The sequence below is a fragment of the Micromonospora sp. CB01531 genome, assembly GCF_001905095.1.
Lineage (GTDB): Bacteria > Actinomycetota > Actinomycetes > Mycobacteriales > Micromonosporaceae > Micromonospora.
Map to the genome: position 1 here is coordinate 100,832 of NZ_LWLS01000024.1, position 18,858 is coordinate 119,689.

16 protein-coding genes are annotated in these 18,858 nt (G+C 72.3%); 3 read left to right on the forward strand and 13 right to left on the reverse strand.

Translation table 11 applies throughout. The features are described 5' to 3' along the window. Positions 1-62 precede the first annotated feature (62 nt). Together A6A27_RS05750 and A6A27_RS05755 are read left to right on the forward strand one after the other, a co-directional pair. Positions 63-2,327 carry a hypothetical protein gene (locus tag A6A27_RS05750; RefSeq protein WP_073833488.1) on the forward strand — a complete coding sequence of 755 codons (2,265 nt, stop codon included), beginning with the start codon at positions 63-65 and terminating at the stop codon, positions 2,325-2,327. A gap of 357 nt (positions 2,328-2,684) precedes the next feature. Continuing rightward, positions 2,685-3,515 carry a polysaccharide deacetylase family protein gene (locus A6A27_RS05755; RefSeq protein WP_073833489.1) on the forward strand — a complete coding sequence of 277 codons (831 nt, stop codon included), beginning with the start codon at positions 2,685-2,687 and terminating at the stop codon, positions 3,513-3,515. Positions 3,516-3,618: 103 nt separating this feature from the next. Here A6A27_RS05755 and A6A27_RS05760 read toward each other — a convergent pair whose 3' ends face one another. Both A6A27_RS05760 and A6A27_RS05765 read right to left on the reverse strand, forming a co-directional pair. After that, a complete protein-coding gene (locus A6A27_RS05760) occupies positions 3,619-4,308 on the reverse strand; it encodes a methyltransferase (RefSeq protein ID WP_073833490.1) in 690 nt (229 codons plus the stop codon). Further along, positions 4,305-4,916: a helix-turn-helix domain-containing protein gene (locus tag A6A27_RS05765; protein ID WP_073833491.1), complete on the reverse strand. Its 612-nt coding sequence runs from the start codon at positions 4,914-4,916 to the stop codon at positions 4,305-4,307. Before A6A27_RS05765 ends, A6A27_RS05760 begins: the two co-directional genes overlap by 4 nt. A gap of 79 nt (positions 4,917-4,995) precedes the next feature. Here A6A27_RS05765 and A6A27_RS05770 point away from each other — a divergent pair, with 79 nt between their 5' ends. Continuing rightward, entirely contained in the window at positions 4,996-6,015 is a 1,020-nt protein-coding gene (locus tag A6A27_RS05770; protein ID WP_073833492.1) for an NAD(P)/FAD-dependent oxidoreductase, read from the forward strand. A 42-nt stretch (positions 6,016-6,057) separates the two neighbouring features. On the opposite strand, the gene A6A27_RS05775 is transcribed toward A6A27_RS05770, so the two are convergent. From A6A27_RS05775 to A6A27_RS05825, 11 genes are all read right to left on the reverse strand, one after another. Then, on the reverse strand, positions 6,058-6,270 hold the full coding sequence (locus A6A27_RS05775) for a hypothetical protein (RefSeq protein WP_073833493.1): 213 nt from the start codon (positions 6,268-6,270) through the stop codon (positions 6,058-6,060). Beyond that, positions 6,267-6,605, reverse strand: a complete 339-nt coding sequence (locus A6A27_RS05780; RefSeq protein ID WP_073833494.1) for a hypothetical protein — start codon at positions 6,603-6,605, stop codon at positions 6,267-6,269. Before A6A27_RS05780 ends, A6A27_RS05775 begins: the two co-directional genes overlap by 4 nt. A gap of 104 nt (positions 6,606-6,709) precedes the next feature. After that, positions 6,710-8,551 (reverse strand): hypothetical protein, encoded by a 1,842-nt coding sequence (locus A6A27_RS42900; protein WP_073833495.1) that lies wholly within the window; start codon positions 8,549-8,551, stop codon positions 6,710-6,712. Next, entirely contained in the window at positions 8,548-9,891 is a 1,344-nt protein-coding gene (locus A6A27_RS05790; RefSeq protein ID WP_083672449.1) for a lipopolysaccharide biosynthesis protein, read from the reverse strand. The genes A6A27_RS42900 and A6A27_RS05790 overlap by 4 nt, the downstream gene beginning before the upstream one ends. Before the next feature lie 41 nt (positions 9,892-9,932). Continuing rightward, the gene (locus tag A6A27_RS05795; RefSeq protein WP_073833496.1) at positions 9,933-10,748 is read right to left on the reverse strand and encodes a polysaccharide deacetylase family protein; all 816 of its coding nucleotides are present in this window, start codon (positions 10,746-10,748) and stop codon (positions 9,933-9,935) included. Continuing rightward, entirely contained in the window at positions 10,745-13,108 is a 2,364-nt protein-coding gene (locus A6A27_RS05800; protein WP_083672451.1) for a glycosyltransferase, read from the reverse strand. Before A6A27_RS05800 ends, A6A27_RS05795 begins: the two co-directional genes overlap by 4 nt. Continuing rightward, positions 13,053-14,096 carry a phosphotransferase family protein gene (locus tag A6A27_RS05805; RefSeq protein WP_073833498.1) on the reverse strand — a complete coding sequence of 348 codons (1,044 nt, stop codon included), beginning with the start codon at positions 14,094-14,096 and terminating at the stop codon, positions 13,053-13,055. The genes A6A27_RS05800 and A6A27_RS05805 overlap by 56 nt, the downstream gene beginning before the upstream one ends. Continuing rightward, complete coding sequence (locus A6A27_RS05810; protein WP_083672453.1) at positions 14,093-15,415, reverse strand: nucleotidyltransferase family protein; 1,323 nt, start codon at positions 15,413-15,415, stop codon at positions 14,093-14,095. The genes A6A27_RS05805 and A6A27_RS05810 overlap by 4 nt, the downstream gene beginning before the upstream one ends. Continuing rightward, entirely contained in the window at positions 15,412-16,527 is a 1,116-nt protein-coding gene (locus A6A27_RS05815) for a lipid II:glycine glycyltransferase FemX (protein WP_073833500.1), read from the reverse strand. Before A6A27_RS05815 ends, A6A27_RS05810 begins: the two co-directional genes overlap by 4 nt. Further along, positions 16,524-17,843, reverse strand: coding sequence for a hypothetical protein (locus tag A6A27_RS44130; protein ID WP_158073949.1), 1,320 nt, complete (start codon positions 17,841-17,843; stop codon positions 16,524-16,526). Before A6A27_RS44130 ends, A6A27_RS05815 begins: the two co-directional genes overlap by 4 nt. Continuing rightward, the gene (locus A6A27_RS05825) at positions 17,840-18,772 is read right to left on the reverse strand and encodes a glycosyltransferase family 2 protein (protein WP_073833501.1); all 933 of its coding nucleotides are present in this window, start codon (positions 18,770-18,772) and stop codon (positions 17,840-17,842) included. The genes A6A27_RS44130 and A6A27_RS05825 overlap by 4 nt, the downstream gene beginning before the upstream one ends. Positions 18,773-18,858: the final 86 nt, after the last annotated feature.

An 18,858-nucleotide genomic window follows, 5' to 3' on the forward strand; every position in this document is an offset into this window, starting at 1 on the left:
CGCGGCAGGCTCGACCGGGCCCGCGGCGGCCCGGGGCGACCCGACGGCGTGGTCAGGGGCAGATGTCGCGAGATGTGGTGGAGCTGCGCGTACACGGGGTCACCGGGGTGCGGGCGGAGGAGTTGCTGGACCACCCGGTGGTGGTCCGGGTCGCCGGTGACCGCAACGCCGGCTTCTACCGCCCGCGGCCGGGCTTCGGCGACACGTCCGGGCCGGGCGGGGTGGTCATCGAGGCGTACCAGTGGCGGAACCTGACCGTGAGCACGGTGGCCCGGACGCTGTCACTGCTCTTCCTGCTGCCCTTCATGTTCAGCAACCTGGCGGCGTGGCTGCGGCCCCCGGGTGGCAACGGCGACACGGTGAAGGCCCTCTGCCGCGTGCTCGGCGCCACCATCACCGCCATCTTCGTGCTGTCGATCATTGGCGTCACCCTGGACCTCGTCGGCTGGCAGTGCGCGCAGTACCGGCCGTGCACCGCCGGGCGGGGGTACCTGGCCTGGCTCGACGAGTTTCCGATCGGGCCGCGAATGGTCGTCCTCGCCGTGTTCCCGGCCGCCACCATCCGCGTCATCTGGTGGGTCGGTAAGCGCTCCGCGCGCTCCTACGAGGCGTTCCGGTCCAACTACGGCAGCTCGGGCGCCCCGCCCGGGGACCGGCTCGACGCGCCTGGCTTCTGGAGCGGAGAGACCATCGTCGGACGGCTCCGGTCGATCCACGTGGCGATCGCGTACGGCACGCTCGACGTCAGCGCCCTCTTCGCCCTCATCACCCTGGACCACCGGCCGGTCGGGATGGCGCTGCTCGCAGCGGCGGCGCTGCTCGTGGCCTCCTGCGTGGTGCTGCTCTGCCTGCCCGCGTTGAACGCTCCGCACACCCGCTGGGACTGGACCAGGGTGGTCATCCGGCCGCTGCGGGTGGCGGTCATCGCGATCACCGTCCTCACCGCCGGGTACGCCCTCCTGCCGCGTCCTCCCGTACCCCGGGGAGGGGCGCTGCCCGGTTTCGCCCTCAGCGTCAATTTGGTGATCCTCGGACAGGCCACGCTGCTACTGGCGCTCGCGGTGATCACCGTGTGGCAGCAGCGGGCGACCCCGCCCTCGGCCCGGGCGTTCTTCCGGGGCCTGGGCGCCCCGGTGTTCGGCGCGATCGCGGCCGGTCTCGCGGCCACCATCACGGCGGGACTCGTCTACCGGGTGGCCGACGTCTTGGACCGGGGTGACATCCCGGGCCCCGGGCATCCACCGCCGCCCGGCGCCCCACCGTTGGACCCGCCGATCGCCTACCGGTGGGAGGCGCTGGGTGCTTTGTTCACCGTGCTGCTGGTGACCGTGGTGGGCCTGTACGCGGGCCGGTTCAGCCGGCGCCGGCGGGACCGGCTGGCGGAGCGGATCAGCCGGGAGGACTTTCCCGACGCGCCCCCGCAGGCCGCCGGGCAGGTGCAGACGGTGCGTCGCGCGATCAGCAGGTCACGCCTCGCCGAGCAGTTCAGCCCGCTACTCATCGTGTACTTCGTGCTCTCGCTGCTCAGTCTCGTGTTCACCGCGCTTGACCTGATCGAGATCGGGCCGACCCAGCTGGCGCAGCAGGTCAGCGGCAACCATGGCACGTTCGTGGGGCTCGCGGCCTATCTCACCGACGCAGGGACGATCTCGCTCGGTCTGATCATCATCGGGCTCGTGCTGATCGGCCTCCTGGCGTACGTCTCGCCCGAGGTCCGGCGGGCGGCCGGGGTGCTGTGGGACCTGGGCACCTTCTTCCCGCGGACGACACATCCGTTCGCGCCGCCCTGCTATGCCGAGCGGGCGGTGCCCGAGCTCGCCAGGCGGGTGAGCGCCCTGACCCGGGAGCACAAGGTGGTGCTGTCCGGGCACAGCCACGGCTCCGCGCTGGCGGCGGCCGCCATCCTGCAACTGCCGCCGGAGACCCTGCACCGGGTCGCCCTGCTCACCTACGGCTCACCGCTGCGCCGGCTCTACGGCCACCTGATGCCGGCCTACTTCGGCGAGGACGTCCTGCACGAGGTCGGCGAACGCGTCGGGTGGCGGTGGCGCAACCTCTGGCGCAACACCGACCCGATCAGCGGGGCCATCTTCTCCACGCACCACCCGGGCCAACCACCCGCCGTCGACGGGCCGGCCGGGCAGGTGGACGTGCGCCTGCGCGACCCGCGCGCGGTCACCGTCGCACCCATGGACACCGTCCCGCCGCCGATCGAGGCACACTGGCCGTACCACACCGACCCGCATTACACGGACGTCGTCATCGAACTCGCCGACTACCTCGACCGGGAGGAGCCCGCCGACGGTGGGCAAACCGCGCCCCGCTGACCTGGGCGGCCATGCCGGGTCGGCCCGGATTTCCCGGCCACTGACTGGGTGCGGTGCGACGCCGTAGGCGGGCGCCGCCGCCGGACCCGGCGACCGCAGTGGAGGGTGCATGGCCCATCCGGGTGTTGTTCATCGGTGCCGCCCAGATCTACATTCGCCCCGCCCCGCCAACCGTTGATAGTTCGCCTTCGGGAGCTGCTGGTTGGGGCTGCAATGCCGATATGAGGGGCAATTTGTTCATATACACACGGCTTTGGGTCGTTTGCGGATAGCGTGGCGCCTGTCGGATTGGCAGAAGGGGCGACAGTGACCAGCTATGACAATGTCCGCAGCGACCGGCAGTCGAAGGAGGGTCTGATGCGCCGGTCTTCGGCGCTGCGCGCCGCCGTCCTGACCCTGGTGCTGGCCGTGCTGGTCGGCGGCGTCTATCTGATCAGTCGGTCCCTGCTGCCGCACGCGTCATCATCGGCCGAAGCGCCGTCCGCCACCGAATCCCCCGTCCCCACCGGTGTCCAGATGACCACCGGCTCGGCGCAGGTGGCGCTGACCTTCAACGACGGGCCCGATCCCACCTGGACTCCGCTCGTCCTGAAGACACTGCGCCAGTTCCATGTCAAGGCGACGTTCTGCCTACTGGGCAAGAACGCGGCGGCGTATCCGGCACTCGTGCGGGCCATCGTGGCCGACGGTCACACCTTGTGCAACCACACCTGGAACGAGGACCTCGACCTCGGCAGCCGGCCACGTCTGGACATTGAGGGCAATCTGCTGCGGACCAGCCAGGCCATCCACGCCGCCGCACCGCAGGCCCCGATCAAGTACTTCCGGCAGCCGGGCGGGAACTGGACCCCGCAGCTTGTCGACGTCGCCGAGGACCTGGGCATGACCGGCCTGCACTGGGCGGTGGACCCCCGGGACTGGGAGGAGCCGGCAGCAGCCGCCATCATCGCCACCGTCACAGAGGGCACCAGGGCCGGCTCCATCGTGCTCCTGCACGATGGCGGCGGCGACCGGCAGAACACTGCCACCGCCCTGGCGACGTTTCTGCCCGGCCTGCTGAGCCGCTTCCAGCTCGAGGCGTTGCCCGTCGACGCACCTGGGGCCGGACAGTCCAGGTTGCCGTCACCATCTCGGCAGCCAGGCGGGCAATCGCAGAGTGCCGCCGTCGGATCGGCCAAGGGCAGCTGACCGCCACCCGACTACCCCGTACGGCAGCGGGACCATCCGGCGGTTGAGGGTCGGTGCCCCACTCAACCCGGCGTCCGGTCGACGGTTCGCGGCCGACGTCGAGCTACGGGGTGACCAGCTCCGCCGGGCGTCGCCAGATGGCCTCCCACTGCGTCCACTGCCCGGTGCCGAGGTTGTCCCGCTCGGTGCGCTGCGGCCGGGCCGGAAGCACCGGTGCCCACCCCGCGAAGAGCTGGCCCAGCTCCGCCGCACCGAAGAAGTGGATGTCCAGCCCGCGCTTCGGCCCCGCCGTGTAGCGCACGGTGAATCCGCCGTCGGGTGCCCGCTCGACCACGTCGTGCGCCGGCCACACGTCCGTGCCGACCGCGTTGACGCGTACACAGATCAAACCGCCCGCGGCGACCCGCCGCTGCGCCGCGCGGACCTGCCGGTGTGCCTGCCCGCGATCGCCGTGCTGGAAGACCTGGATGCCGATCACCAACGGCCAGGTCGCCCCGAGCGGCAACGAGTCCAGGTCGCCGTGGCGCAGCCGTCCGGCCCGGTCCGGTCGCCGGTCGGCGAGCTGGCGGACCGCCTCGGCGGAGATGTCCAGGCCGAGCAGGTCGAGCCCGCCGTCCACCAACGGCAGCAGATTGCGGCCGTTGCCGCAGCCGACGTAGAGCCCGTCGGTCGCGCCGGCCCGGTGGGCGGCGGCCAGGATGTCGGCAACGAACGCGACCGGCGGCTCGTCCTGGTAGCGGCCGCGCCGATATTCATCGTCCCAGGCCTGGGCGGCGGATCGAGTTGCGCTCATCCGGCAACTCCGCCGGAGCGCGTGGAGCCGGTGGTGGGGCGGGCACGGAGGTGCAGACGTTCGCCCTGCCGCCCGAAGAGGCTGAGGAACTCGACCGGTTCGGCGTCGGCGGCCCCGAACCAGTGCGGTACGCGGGTGTCGAACTCGGCCGCCTCGCCGGGGGAGAGCACCAGGTCGTGGTCGCCGAGGACGAGCCGCAGCCGCCCGTTGAGGACGTAGAGCCATTCGTAGCCCTCGTGGGTCTGCGGGTCCGGTTCGTTCCGCCGACCGCTGGCGGGGATCACCAGCTTGTACGCCTGGATGCCGCCGGCCCGACGGGTCAGCGGCAGCATGGTCATGCCGTGGCGGGTGACCGGGCGCAGGTGGATGCGCGGGTCTCCGGTGGGCGGGGCGCCGACGAGTTCGTCGAGCGTGACGTCGTGGGCCCGGGCCAGGGGGAGCAGGAGCTCCAGGGTGGGCCGGCGGGTGCCGGACTCCAGCCGGGACAGGGTGCTCACCGAGATGCCGGTGGCGGCCGACAGTTCGGCGAGCGTGGTGTCGCGCTGCCGGCGCAGCGCGCGGAGCCGGGGGCCGACCGCGTCGAGTGCCTGGTCGAGGTCGTCGTCCATGCCATCAGCTTGCCATAACAGCAACAAAGGTTGCCACTTTCGCGGGCGACCCGGATGGTTGCCCTCGGAGGTGGTCAGGATGACCGAGCAGCTCAGGGCGAGCTACGACGTGGTGGTGATCGGTGGGGGTGCCGCGGGGTTGAGCGGGGCGCTGATGCTGGCCCGGGCACGCCGATCGGTACTGGTGATCGACTCGGGTGCCCCGCGCAACGCCCCGGCCGACGGGGTGCACGGGCTGCTGGCCCGCGACGGGATGCCCCCGGCCGAGCTGCTGGAGCGCGGCCGGGCCGAGGTCCGCAACTATGGCGGCCAGGTGGTGCCCGGCGAGGTCGGCGCCGCGACCCCCGCGGACGACGGGTTCGGGGTGGCGCTGACCGACGGCCGGACCGTCCGGGCGCGCCGATTGCTGGTGGCCACCGGGCTGGTGGACGAGCTGCCGGACGTGCCGGGACTGCGGGCCCGGTGGGGTCAGGACGTGATCCACTGCCCGTACTGCCACGGATGGGAGGTCCGGGACCGGGCGATCGGGGTGCTGGCCACCGGACCGCTGTCGGTGCACCAGGCGCTGCTGTTCCGCCAGTGGAGCGCCGATGTCACGTTCTTCCCCCACACCATGCCGCCGCCCACCGACGAGCAGGCGGAGCAGTTGGCCGCCCGCGACGTCCGTGTCGTGGCCGGCGAGGTGGCGTCCCTGGAGGTCGTCCAGGACCGCCTCGTGGGCGTACGCCTCGGCGACGGCCGGCTGGTCCACCGCGACGCCCTGGTGGTCGCGCCGCGGATGGTGGCCCGCGCCGGATTCCTGGCGGCGCTCGGACTGCGGCCGGCGGCGCACCCCGCCGGGGTCGGGGAGCACATCCCCGCCGACGCGACCGGCCGTACCGAGGTGCCCGGAGTGTGGGTCGCGGGCAACGTCACCGACCCGGCCGCCCAGGTCGGCGCCGCCGCTGCGGCCGGCGCGGGCGCGGGCGCCCAGATCAACGCCGATCTGATGGCCGAGGAGACCCGGCAGGCGGTCGCCGCCCACCGGGACCCGTTCTCGGCCCGGTCCGAGGCACGAATCACCGAGCTGGTGACGGGCGACCGCCGCCACGGCCTGTGAAGGGGAGACGGGCGGGGACGGGCTGGGCTGCGCCGGACACGGTCAGCTCAGCCCATGGAACCGCTGCAGGATGATGACAACGAATGCGATGAGCAGCGGCGCGGCCACCATGTCGAGGGTCCGGAGGACCTCCGGCCGCGCCGGGCGCGCGGCAAGCTGCGCCACGATTCGGGCGATGAGCGCCCCCACGAGCAGGGTGAGCACGGTCGCCTGGACGGGCCCGGAACGTGCCACGCTGAGGACGATGTCAGTCATGCCGGCTCCATCCGTCGCCTCCGGTGGTGGTGCAACACGTCCCGGCCCAGCTCGATCAGGGCGGCCAGCGACGCGATCACGGTGAGGGTGACGATCCCGAGCAGCGGCGACCACAGGTGCAGCTGGAGCATCCCCTGCGCGACCAGGACGCCGAGGGCGAGGCTGAGCGCGACGCCGACGACGAACCGGGTGAGGCCGTCCGGGATCCGGATCAGCCTCACGCATGCCAGTCCCGGCGCCACGGCGAGGTAGGCGAGGACGCTGACGGTCCGCAGGATGCCCGGCACGTCCCAGAGGACGAGGGCGAGAACCGCGTCGCCGGCGACGAGCGTCACCAACGCTGACCAGGGCAAACCCGACGGGGAGCCCGTCAGCGAGGGCGGAGCCGGTTGGCCGAGAGAACCTGGACTGGCATCGATGCCAGGATCGGCGATCTGGGTCACCGGCCGCCCCCTTCGCTGCTGGCGAGGACGTAGACCCTCGCCTCGGGATTCTGGTAGACGAGCCGGAACCGTCCTGAGTCGACGACCTGGCGTTCCAGGTCCTCGCCCCAGCCCGGGGGCTTGCCCAGGAACGACTGCGCGAAGACGAACTGCCCCTTCGTCATGATCAGATATGCGCCCTTCGGGTTGCGCAGCATCTCCTCCTCGAGGGCGGGGACCGTGGTCGGCCCGAGGTCCTGGCCGAGTGGGCGGTACTGGTACCGTTCGACGCCCTTCGCCCGCCAGGGGACGTTCGAGGTCACCGAGACGAGCGTGGTGTCCGCCGGGGCGTGCGCGTAGAGCCACTCCACGGCCCGGTGGTCGCCCGGGCGGATCTGCTCGAAGGCATCGTTGCCGTATCGGGCGACGAAGAACGCGCCGATGAGGACGGCGCTCAGCGCGCCCGCCGTGAGGGCCGCGGGGACGCGACGCCGCGCCGGCCACAGCGGGACCAGCAGCGTGGCCAGGAGGATCGCCATGAACGGCAGGGCGAAGGCGTACACGCGGAGGAAGATCTCCCCGCCGTAGCTCTGCATCCCCAGCAGAAGGAAGGGTGCGCCGGCGAGCGTCAGAAGCCCCAGGACGGCCTGTCCCCGGCGCATTCGTCGCCACGCGCCGATGGCCGCCAGCCCCCAGACCGCCATCGCGAGGAGGACCCGCAGCAGCACCACCATCTGGTGCCCCGCGTCGCCTCGTACCCGTTCGACCGCCCCGTCGTTGATGGTGCCGCCGACGTTGCCGAAGGAGCCGAACATGTCGTCCAGGTGCCCCGCCCAGTACGCGACGGCGCCGTAGCTGATGTAGGCCATCAGCATGACGGCCAGCAGGACCGGCAGCGTACGGAGCGTGCAGCGGCGGACCAGCACCAGCGCACCGACGCAGACCACGATCGCGATCGGGGTGAGCTGGTGGCTCACCGTGCTGGCCGCGAAGATCACGAGAACCACCGCGGCCAGCCCGACCAGCGACGCCGGGCTGGCCCGGTCGGCCCCCGGTTCGAGCAGCAGCGTCCGCGGCGGGATCCGGAGCAGGCGTCGCAGCAACGCCGTCGGGCTCCGCCAGGTCCGCTCGCCCTGCCGGCTGTCGTGCGGGACCGGGCGGAACCAGCGGAGCAGCACCATCAGCAGGACCAGGTAGAAGAGGTAGTTCATCGCCTGGGGGCCGAAGTAGTCCTGCCCCACCCAGTTGGCCGGGAAGAACAGCCAGAGGGCGAGCCACGCCGTCCGCGCGTCCGTCGACGTCAACCGGGCGAGCCGGAACACCGCGACGCCGTAGAGCAGGTTGAACACCACGGGCGCCCAGGCGAGCAGCGGCATGGCGTCCGGCAGCCCGCCCAGCCGCGTCGCCATGGCCGTCAGCGCGAAGAATCCGGGCCAGCTGAAGCGGGCGTCCAACTCCGGCAGGGTCTCCCCGGTACGGGCGATGTAGTCGGCGAAGCCGACGTGCAGCCAACCCGAGATCACCCGCGGCAGGGGCTCGATGATCGGCGCCGCGCCGAAGAGCAGGATGACGAGCACCACCACGTGCGCGGCGAGCAGGGCATCGGAAGCCGGGCGGGGGCGGAAGACGCCGCGGAGGAAGCTCGCGGTCAGTAGCGCCAGTGCGACGTACAGTTCGGGGCGGAGCGCGGTGACCAGGCCGAGCGACCCGATGTCGGCGGCGTCCCCCCGCTGCAGGGCCCAGACCCCGAGCGCGAGCGCCGCCGCCGGCGCAGCCCACTCGGCACCGGCGAGCAGGCCGTGTCGGATCCGCCGGCCGGCTGAGGCCGGGGTGGCCAGCAGGGCCGCGGCGCCGCTCACGACGCGCCCCTCAGCAGCCGCACCAGCGACGGCAGCACGGCCGCCGCCACGACGAGCTGTCCGGCGAGATAGGCGACGCCGACCCCGGCGACCCCGATCTCCGCCATCGCGACCACCGCCAGCGAGACGACCAGGACACTCGTGGATGCGTGCACGGCGATGATGCGCCCCACCCGGCGCTGGACCCGCGACGCCGCGACGAAGACGGTCAGCAGCAACTTGGGCAGCACCGCGACGGCGAAGAGCCGCAGGGTGTCCGAGCCGGGCTCGGCGTAGTCGCTGCCGAACAGGGCCAGCAGCAGCGGCGCCGTCGTGCAGAGCAGGACGACCGCCGGTACGAAGAGGAGCAGGCCCCGGCGCAGCACCTGCCGCGCGTACGCCGCGAGCCGCGATTCGTCGGCGGCGGCCTCCACGGTCAGCGAGGTGCCGAAGTGGTACGCCACCAGCTCCAGTGAGCCGCCGAGCAGCCAGGCCACGTAGAAGACGCCGTTGGCCTCCGCGCCCAACCGGGCGGTCACGAGCAACGGTAGAGCATTCGTACCGGCCTGCATGAACAGGTATCCGACGTAGTCCAGCGCCACGAACCGGGCGAGTCCCCGACGGCCCGGTAGCGCCGCTTCGGTGCCCCGTGCCCGCTGTCGGGGCAGCAGCCGGCGGAAGACCAGCATGTTGACGGGGATGAGCGCCGCGACGACCGCCAGGTTCCACGAGACGAAGATGCCCAGGCTCGGCACGACGCCGGCGAACAGCACCAGCAGCCCGATCTTGGCGAGCCCGAAGGCGGTGTTCTCGACCGGGACCCAGACGACACCGCGCAGGGCGGTCAGCACGCTGTCCTGCAGGGTGAAGACGCCCCAGCAGGCGACGGCGACGGCGAACGCCACGGCGAACAGGGGGGTGCGGTGCAGGAAATCGAGCCGGTCGGTGACCAGGGGAGCGAGCAGCAGGAAACCGCCGCTCAGGGCGAGCGCCGCAAGACAGGTGACCGCGTACGCGTACCCGACGAGCCGGCCGCTCTGCCCCGCCGCGGCCGGCAGGAAGCGGGCGAGGGCCCCGTTCAGATTGAGCTGGGCGAGGTTGCTGAGAAACGTCATCGTGGACACTGTCGCCGCCCCGATGCCGAGCTCGGTCGGCGAGTAGAGGCGCGCGGCGAGAGCCCAGTACGCGATGCCGAGCAGCGAGCTCACCACCGTGTTGAGCATCAGCGCGTAGACGTTGCCGTTCAGCGGGTCGCGCAGGTGCTGCCGCAGGCGTAACGCGATCGGCGCGGCGACCATGCTGGCACCGGGAGCCGCGCGGCCGACCGGCGCGTCCGCGGTCCCGGCACGTTGGGCGCTCACAATGCCATCCCTCCTCCCGTCCCTGGTGCTCTCCGCTGCCGTCACGAGGTCGGCTGGTGCAGTCGCGGACGCGCGGTGTGCACCAGGTGGCTCGCCCGTCGGTACGCGCGCCAACCCCGGGTGCGCAGCCGCTCGCCGCGCCAGGCCAGCGGCCAGCCGGTGCCGTGGAGCAGGGCTCCGATTCCGGCGACCCCGGTGTCCCGTTCGATCAGCACCCGGGCGATGGCGAAGATGTCGTCGTCCGGGTGGCTCAGGGCGTTCTTGACTCCGCAGGCGGAGGAGTAGCCGGCGGCGCGCACCGCGGTCCGGACGGCATTGCTGTGGTAGCCGTACGGATAGGCGAACGATCGGACCGGCGTCCCCGTACCGTCCTCCAGCACCTGCCGGCTCCCCGCGATCTCCTGGTGCAGCTCGCCGGGGCGTAGACAGTCGAGCGCAGGGTGGCTCCGGCTGTGCGATCCGATCTCCACCCCGTGCGCGTGCAGTTCGCGGAGCTGGTCCCAGTCGAGTGACGGATCCCGGTCCGGTGCCGGCGCCGTGCCCACCCGCGCGGCGATGACGTACGCGGTGGCGGTGAGCCGGTGCCGGCGCAGCACCGGCAGCGCGGTGTCGGCGAGGTCGGGGAAGCCGTCGTCGAAGGTGATCAGCACTGGTCGCGGCGGCACCGGGGCCAGCCCGCGCAGCACGGCCGCGTAGCCGCTCACCGTCATCGGCGTACGCCCTCGGTCCCGGATCAGCGCCATCTGCTCGTCGAAATCGCCCGGTGACACCGACCAGCGCAGCGTGCCGTCTCGTGGTACGTCGCCGATGCTGTGGTAGCAGAGGACGGGGACGACCGTCTTCGGTTGACGGTTCACCTGCGGCTCCTTCCTGATCGGGCCGCGGCGGCGGCGTAGTAGACCGGCCCGAGCGCCAGTCCGCAGAGCTCGAGAACGGTCAGCGAGGCGGGATAGCCCTCCTGCTTCCCGTTGTTTTTCGCCGACCCCGGCCGCAGGGCGTAGGCGATGCCGCGGGGCAGCCGCCGCAGCAGCTCTCGTCGGGCGGTGGGGTCGCTCGTCAGGCATTTCGTCAGCACGGTGCCGAGGCCGACGCCGTACTGGTACATGGTCCGGCGCAGCGCCCGCAGCTCACGTCGGTGCGTGTGCCAGGTGATTGCGCCCGGCTCGTAGGTCAGCGCGTGTCCGGCGAGCACCGTACGCAGCAGCAGGTCGATGTCCTCCCCGCTGCGCAGCCGCGGATCGAAGGCGCCCAACCGGCGCAGCGCATCGGTGCGGAACGCCATGTTGGCGCCGGAGCCGTACGATCCGGGCAGGTACGGGTGGAGCGAGCGCGGTGGCAGCTCGACGCGGCGTGCGCCCCCCGCATCGAGGGTGGCGACCCCGGACCGGTCGAACCTCCGCCGCTGGCAGCCCTTGCCGTAACCGCCGTACTGCTCCAGCCAGATCTGTGCCGGCGTGTCGAGTTCCCGGGCGAGGATGTGACCGGTCACCCCGACCACGTCGTCGTCGGTGAAGCCGTCGACGAGGCTGCGCAGCCACCCCCGGTCGATGACGAGGTCATCGTCGGCGAAGGCCACGATCTCGCCCCGCGCCTCGGTCAGCCCCCGGTTACGGGCGGGAGCGACGCCGGGTCGCGGTTCACTCGTGTAGCGGAATCGCGGATCGGCGGCGGAGCGGCTGGCGATGGTCCGCGCCGTGTCGCTGACCTGCGGCGCGTTGTCCACCACGACGATCTCGAAGTGGGGGTAGTCGAGCGCAGCGAGCGAGTCCAGGGTGGACTCGAAGAGCGGCGTGCGTCCACACGTGGGCACGACGACGCTGACGAACGGGGCGTGCGCCGCCGCCGCTCGTCGGGACGGACACGACCCGGCGCCGCCGGTTTCCCCGACCGGGCGGGCGTCGAGCTGGTCGAGCGTGGGCAGGCCGTCGTGGCGCAGGTGCGCGTCGATTGCCGTGGCGAGGCGGTCCCGGATCGTGGCGGTGAGCGCCGGCGCGGTCAGCCCGCCGGCCGGCAGCGCGACGTCCACCAGCCCGAGCGGCTCCCCGTGCAGCCGGACCAGGACCTGCGCCGCGCCGTACCGGGTGCCGTCCGGGCCGCCCGTGTCGGGGACGTCGGGCACCCCCTCGGAGAGTTCGACGGCGAGTACCCGTACCGGCGCCGGGCCCGCTCGCCGGGGGCCCGGCTTGCCGACCGCCTGCGAGGCGCGCATGGCCTGGGCCGAGACGTAGCCTGCGGCGGTCACCAGTAGGCCGGCGACGATCGCGCCGGATCGCAGCAGGCCGGCGCGGTCGCCGGCACGGACCTGGCGCAGCCCGCGGCGCACCCCGGCGGGCAGGGTGCGGCGGGTGTACGTGCGCTCGGTGGCGAGCCCGGCGTCGCTACCGACCAGCCGGGCGACGACCGCTTTGGACCGTCCCTCGGAGAAGCAGCGCTGGCGGAAGTAGCGCCACGTCGTCCGATCGACGGTCACCCGGTGCCGGACCCGGGCCGCGGGCTCGTAGAGCACCACGCCGTCCGGCTCGAGCTGCCGGATCCGGATGCAGAGCTCCGTCTCCTCGCAGCCGACCGGTGTTCGGCCGACGCGGCCGAGCGCGGGGTCGAAGCCGGCGGTGCGGTTCAGCACCGATCGGCGGAAGGACATGTTGCAGCCGATGACGTTTCGCACGGAGGTGACCTCGGTGGGCTGGCCGGTGAAGCTGCACCCGACCACCCAGTCGAACTCGGGGGGCAGCCAGCGCGGCCGTTCCTCCTCCCACGCCGGTACGGCGTGGCCGCCGACCGCGAGCACCTGCTGGTCCCGGTAGTGTGGCAGCAGCCGGGCCAGCCAGTCGGGCTCCGCCTCCGCGTCGTCGTCGAGGAAGGCGACGATCTCGCCGGTCGCCCGGGCCACCCCGGTGTTGCGGGCCGCCGACAGGCCGCGCGGGCCGGCGTTCGGCACGACGGTCAGCTCGGGGAACGTGGCGCGCACCCGCTCCAGCAACGTCGGGTTGTGGTCGACGACCACGACGACCTGCGCCGCCGGTACGTCCTGCGCCCGCACCGAGTGGACCGCCCGGACGATCTGTGGCCACCGCCGCTCGGTGTAGACGCAGACGACCACGGTCACGGTCGGGGCCGAGCCGAGCCCGGCCGGCGCCGCCGGATCGAGAACGGCGACCGGCTCAGACGTTGGCGAGGACGCGTTCGACGTTTCCGCGGATCCAGCGTGGATCGTCATGGTCACCTTCCGAGTCGATGAACAGCAGGATGTGGCGTAGCCAGTAGAGGAGCAGGGCCGGGCGGGGCGGGATGCCGTCCAGCCAGGCGGCCGCCTCGTCGGCGGGGACGTCGAGCGCCCGGTCGATCCCGTGCCGCAGCGCCTGGACGACGATCTCGCCGAGTTCGTCACCGCTGGCCAGCCGGCGGGCGAGGACGTGCAGGTGCAGCAGGTCGTGCAGGGGGAGTTGGCGAGCCGCAGCCCGGTCCCAGTCGACGATCCCGGTCACCTGTCCGTCCGGTGAGGTGGCAAGCAGGTTGCCGGGCCAGAAGTCGCCGTGGATCCAGGAGGTGTGCACGGTGCGGCCGACGAGGGCGACGACGAGTTCCTCCCGGAGTCGCCAGACCGTGTCCAGGAACCGGCCACGTCGCGGGTGGGTGGTGGCGAACTCGCCCAGCCGCCGGAGTGGGACGTCCACCCACTCCTCGAGGGCGGCCCGGTCGAGCAGGGTCCGTTCCTGGGTGCGCTGGTGGAGGTCGCGGATGACCCGGCGGGCGGAGGCGAGCACCGCGGCCCGCCGGCTACGCCGCAGCATCATCCCGCTCGCCGGGGCGCCCGGCAGCGCGCCTTCCACGCAGTAGTAGCGCCCCTCGACCTCGCCCCGCGCCACACAGTACGGCAGGAGCGAGCGCAGGCCGGGCAGGCGCGGGTTCGTCCACAACAGGTCGAGCACCTCGGCCTGGCTCCGCAGCCCCTCGGCGGCCTGGTGCGTCCAGGGCACCTTGACCATGTAGCGTTCGTCGGCCCCGCGGCTGCGTACCGCGGCCACGGCGACGGACGTGCTGGTGAAGGCGACGGACTCGGTCCGCCACCGCGTGTCGTCGGTGGTGGTCGCCCGGGCGACCAGGCGGGGTGCGACGGTGGCGGTCCAGCTCCGTTCGGGCCGGTGCAGCCAGCAGGCGAGCCGGTCCCGCAGGACCGGCTGCGCCCACTGTACGGCGCCCCTCACCGGGCCGTCCGCTCGACGTAGTGCCGCCAGATCCGGCCGAGCGCGTCGGCGAGCACCAGCTCCGGCGCCCGGTCGGCGTCGACCCGCTCCAGGTGCGGAACTCGCCGGCGCAGCCGCCGGTACTGCTCGCGTTCCCGCTCGAGGTGCTCGGGGTCGTACTCCCCGGAGCGGCGGTGCATGACCGGCCCCGGGACGTCCAGCAGCAGCACCACATCGGGTGCCGGGCAGAGTCGGCTCAGCAACTGGAAGTACGGTCGCTTGAGCCAGACCAGCGGCCCGCGCGGCGGCAGCAGGGCGTCGTAGACGTAGCGGTCGAAGACCACCAGCCGGCCCAGCGCCCGGTGGCGCACCGCCGCCAGGTAGCGACGCCACACCGTGAACGGGCGCAGCAGAATGCGTATGCCCTGTTCAGCGGTGCTGCGCGGCGCCTCGTTCGACGGCCAGAGCCCCATGTAGACGCGGCGCACCGGAAAGTAGAACGTCGACTCGATCGCCTGGGCCAGGGTGGACTTCCCCGATCCGTCGGGCCCGATCAGGGCGACGCCGGCACCCCGACGGCTCCACGCCTGCAACGGCCGCTCGATGGAGCGCAGGGCTGTCGAGCCGACGAGGCGGCGGGCTGCGCTGGCCGGATGGGCCCGCCACCAGGTGCTGAGCAGTCGCCGACGGACGGCCGGCAGCGCCGCCGGGCAATCGACCCGCCAGTAGGCCAGCAGCATCCGGGCCGCCCGGTCCGGCAGCGCCCGGGCGAGTGGACCGTCGAGCGTGGCGTGGTCCGCCAGTTGTCGAAGACGACGTAGGTGGTGGTCGGCGAACCTGCCCTTGTCGAGCACGCAGTGCAGCAGCAGCGCCCAGAACTCGTCTCCGGGCGCGAGTACCCACACGTCGTCCTGGCGTACCCGGCGGCCCAGGCACTGGTCGGTGGCCCGGGTGCGCAGCTCGAAGTGCCGGCCGTAGGCGAGCTCCGTCACAAGGTCGAGTTCGACCCACGAGCCGTTAGCCGCGTCGAGCCCGAGGAAGAACCGGTGACTGGCCCGGCCGTGACTGGTCAGGCGGATCAGCCCATGGGCCGTGATGACGGCCACGGCCCGCGCGAGATCGGCCGGTGCGACCAGGAGGTCCAGGTCCCCGGGGGCGACGAGCGCCTCCAGACCGCCGCGGAGCAGGCACCAGCGCACGCCGGCCTCGTCGAGGCCGGCCAGCACCGACCGGGCGAGCCCGGGCGCGGCCGTCGCCGCTTCCACCTGCCGTTGCGGTTCCGGATGCCCCGCCACCGCCGTCGTCGGCGGGCCCGGCAAGCCAGGCGGAGTACGGATCATGCACTACTCCGTACCGGCCGGAGCGCCAGGATCCGCCGTACGCCGCCCCGAGCGCGCTCGACCAGCGGAGTGATCGGCACCCGCTCAATCCGGTAGCAGGCGTAGTCCTGGCTGACCGCGCCGAAGCGGCTCTTGAACAGCTCCAACGAGGACACCCGCGCCGAGTCGCCCATGTTGTAGACCGTGCATCCGGCCTCGACCGCGTCCGCGATCGCCGTCTTGTGCAGCAGATAGTTGGCATAGACGGGGCCAGCGAACTGCTCCAGCATCGCGCCGCGCCAGTACATCGCCGTCCTCGCGGCGAACAGCACGACGATCGCAGCGACCGGTCGTCCCTCATGGTAGGCGGCGTATATCCGGCACCGGGACCCGAGCATCTCCGCGACGGTGCGCAGTTTCCGGTGCGGCTCCCGTCGGGCGGCCAGCCGCCGGGCGAGCGGGAGCGGCAGCCGGTCCCGCCGCGCCCAGCGGTCGACGGACTCGCCGTAGAGCTGATGGAAGACCGGGACCAGGCGGCCCGTGTCGTCGCACTCGACGACGACGCCGGCCCGCTCCGCGCGGCGGATCCGGTTGCGGGTGTCGCTGCGGAACCGCTTGCGCCAGACCTCGTCGAAGCCGCCGTCGAGGAAGACCGTCTGCGTCATCCGCTTCTCGCGCAGCACGCTCGCCGGCACCACGGCCTCCCACGTCCCGGCCGCCGCCGGGTCGGGGCGGACCAGGGTGCTCAGCACATGCCGCCGTGCCAGGTCGGCGACCACCATACGGACGTCCTCCGGGCGGAGATCGCCGTCCTCGCAGACCAGCCCGCCCGGTCCCCAGCCGACGGGAAGTCCGAAGTCCGCCGCGAGGATCGGACCGAGCCCCGGGCGTCGGACCAGCGGAAGGACGAGGCGCCTGCCGTCGACGGTCTCGTAGAGCCGCGACACGTCCTCGTAGCCTTTGACTCTGCACACGCAGCGGAGCCAGGTCGGCGTCTGGCTGGGCAGGGCGTTCGGCGCGGAGGCGAGCACCTGCTCCCACACGTCGGCCGGGGCCGGACTGGTCACGCGCAGCGGCCGCGGGTCGCCAGGTGCCGGCCCGAGGCGGGGATCGAGGGTGGCCCCGGCGCTCACGACGAGCCCAGCGGGAGGTCGGCGTGCCAGTAGCGCTGGGTGACGTCGTTGCTGGCCAGGATCACCATGCCGGTGGCGCTGGTGACGCTCTGCTTGGTGCTCGTCACATTGTTCATGTTGGGCGAGAGGGCGTCCCTGATGACCGGCGTACCGCGGCCGTCGGGAAAGGCGATGCTGTCCATCGGGGAGCTCTTCATGAAGATCGTTCCCGGGTAGCCCGTGTACGGGCAGCCGCTGTCCGGCGCGGTCATGAAGACGTACAGCATCTGATGTTCGGAGTCGAGCAGCAGGACCGGCCGGGTGTGGCAGTCCTTGATCCGCCCGACCTTGTAGCTGGACCAGTCGTGGGTCGACGGGTCCAGGGCGAGGAGCATGATCAAGGGCGCCGAGCTCGTGGCGCCGGCGTCGTCGAGGCTGGTCTTGATGACCGCGAAGACCCGTCCGGCGGCGTCGGCCTCGAGCGCCTTGAGGTTGATGTGGTCGTCGGCGCTGTTCGGACCCTGGACCGCCGTACGCGTGACGTCCCAGGTGGAGCGCGACGCCCCGTCGACGTGCTCGGCGAAGTAGATCGCGGACTTCACCTGGTTGCTCCACATCACGCCGATCCGGGAGCCCCCGAAGCTCACCAACGACGAGATGTCGTCGCTGTCCAGGTTGCTGGCGGCGGCGCCCGGGAGCACGAACGGGGTGCCCCAGACCGCGTCCCCGCCCGTCGTGTTGTTCACGTAGACCTTCGAGCCCTGCGTCCAGCTCGCCCAGAGCACGCCCGTCGAGTCCTTGTCGATGGTCAGGGTCTCGCTGGAGTAGTTGCTGATCTGTGCCGGAAAGCCGGTGTCGCTGGTGTAGGTCTTCGTCGCGGCGTTGTAGCTGAAGCGGTAGAGCCGGGCCGGGCTGCCGGAGTTCGCGTCCGCGGACGAACTGGCCCGGACGTGCGAGGAGATGTAGAGCCGGGTGCCGTCCCACAGCGCGTCGGAGCGGGTTTTCGGCCGGTTGTCGACCACGGTCCCGGTGTCGACCCACTGCTGCGTCGGGCGGTTCAGCCGAAAGATGTGGTGGGTCTGGCTGCCGGTGTGGAAGAGCACCGCCCACCAGGTGCCGTCGTTCCACCACAGCTTGCTCTCCGGCTTCTCACCGGTCGCCGCCGAACCGTCGCCCGAGGTGGACGGACCGACGTAGCCGATGTCGCCGGCGGCCGCGCTGGCCGGTGCGGCGAGCCCGCCGGGCAGGGGCGCGGCGCCGAGCAGCACGCCCAGCAGCAGGGCGAGCGCGTGGACGCCGCGCGCCACCCGGGCACGCCGCAGGGAATGAGTCCTCATCGGGGCACCTCGCTCAGCGCCGGGCTGGTCGACTCGGCGGCCGGGGGCTGCCACCGTTGCAGCACGCGGTGGTCGATCGGGTCCACCACCGGTCGAGGGCGCCGTACGAACCGCTCCCGGAGCAGGGTCCGGAGCACCCGCTGACCGTCCCGGAAGGTGCGCAGGTTGGAGATGCCGCAGCGGCGGGGGAGTTCGTTGCTCGGCACCTCGGCGATGCGCAGGTTCGCCTTCAGCGCGTGGACCACGAGCTCGGTCTCGATCTCGAAGCCGTGCGCGGTCAGGGCGAGCGCCGGCAGGCAGACGCGGCGGAATGACACGAAGCCGTAGCACAGGTCGGTGAAGTGGACGAGGAAGAAGCTGTTCGTCAACCTCACCAGCACCTGGTTGCCGCTGCGGCGCAGCGCGGTCAGGTCGGTCGATCCGCCGCCGGTCAGGAACCGCGAGCCCTTGACGAAGTCGTAGCCGTTCATGAGCGGGGTGACATAGTGGTGGATCTCGCGGGGATCCATGCTGCCGTCGGCGTCGATCATCACGATCAGGTCGCCGGTGGCCGCGGCGAACGCCACCCGCGCCGCGTCACCCTTGCCGCGGCAGTTCTGCGTCAGCACCACGATGTCCGGCCGGATGGCGCGGGCGACCTCGACCGTACGGTCTGACGAGTGCCCGTCGACGAGGACCACCTCGTCGACGATCGGTGGCATGCGCTCGAGCACCCACGCGATGTTCTTCTCCTCGTTGAGCGTCGGGATGACCACGCTCACGGTCTGCCGCTTGGGACCAGCGCCGACCACCGCGGTCTCGTCGTCGGGCCGTTCCCGCATCCGCAGGATGCTCAGTGCCCGGTCACCCTGCCCGGATGGTGCGGCGAGCGGCGGCTCCTCGGTCAGCTGGCTGGGGACGTGCGTGTCGATGTCCCGGTTCAAGGTCACTGGATCCCCTCCCTGACGGACGCCGTGCGGCCGGTCCGCGGTGCCGAGCCCGTCTCTCCCGCGCTGCCGCCGGCGGCGGCAGTCCA

Excerpts from the sequence above, each read along its gene's own strand:
- A6A27_RS05750 (WP_073833488.1), top strand. The coding sequence starts at position 63 with ATGTCGCGAGATGTGGTGGAGCTGCGCGTACACGGGGTCACCGGGGTG.
- A6A27_RS05755 (WP_073833489.1), top strand. The coding sequence starts at position 2,685 with ATGCGCCGGTCTTCGGCGCTGCGCGCCGCCGTCCTGACCCTGGTGCTG.
- A6A27_RS05760 (WP_073833490.1), bottom strand. The coding sequence starts at position 4,308 with ATGAGCGCAACTCGATCCGCCGCCCAGGCCTGGGACGATGAATATCGG.
- A6A27_RS05765 (WP_073833491.1), bottom strand. The coding sequence starts at position 4,916 with ATGGACGACGACCTCGACCAGGCACTCGACGCGGTCGGCCCCCGGCTC.
- A6A27_RS05770 (WP_073833492.1), top strand. The coding sequence starts at position 4,996 with ATGACCGAGCAGCTCAGGGCGAGCTACGACGTGGTGGTGATCGGTGGG.
- A6A27_RS05775 (WP_073833493.1), bottom strand. The coding sequence starts at position 6,270 with ATGACTGACATCGTCCTCAGCGTGGCACGTTCCGGGCCCGTCCAGGCG.
- A6A27_RS05800 (WP_083672451.1), bottom strand. The coding sequence starts at position 13,108 with ATGACGATCCACGCTGGATCCGCGGAAACGTCGAACGCGTCCTCGCCA.
- A6A27_RS05810 (WP_083672453.1), bottom strand. The coding sequence starts at position 15,415 with ATGATCCGTACTCCGCCTGGCTTGCCGGGCCCGCCGACGACGGCGGTG.
- A6A27_RS44130 (WP_158073949.1), bottom strand. The coding sequence starts at position 17,843 with ATGAGGACTCATTCCCTGCGGCGTGCCCGGGTGGCGCGCGGCGTCCAC.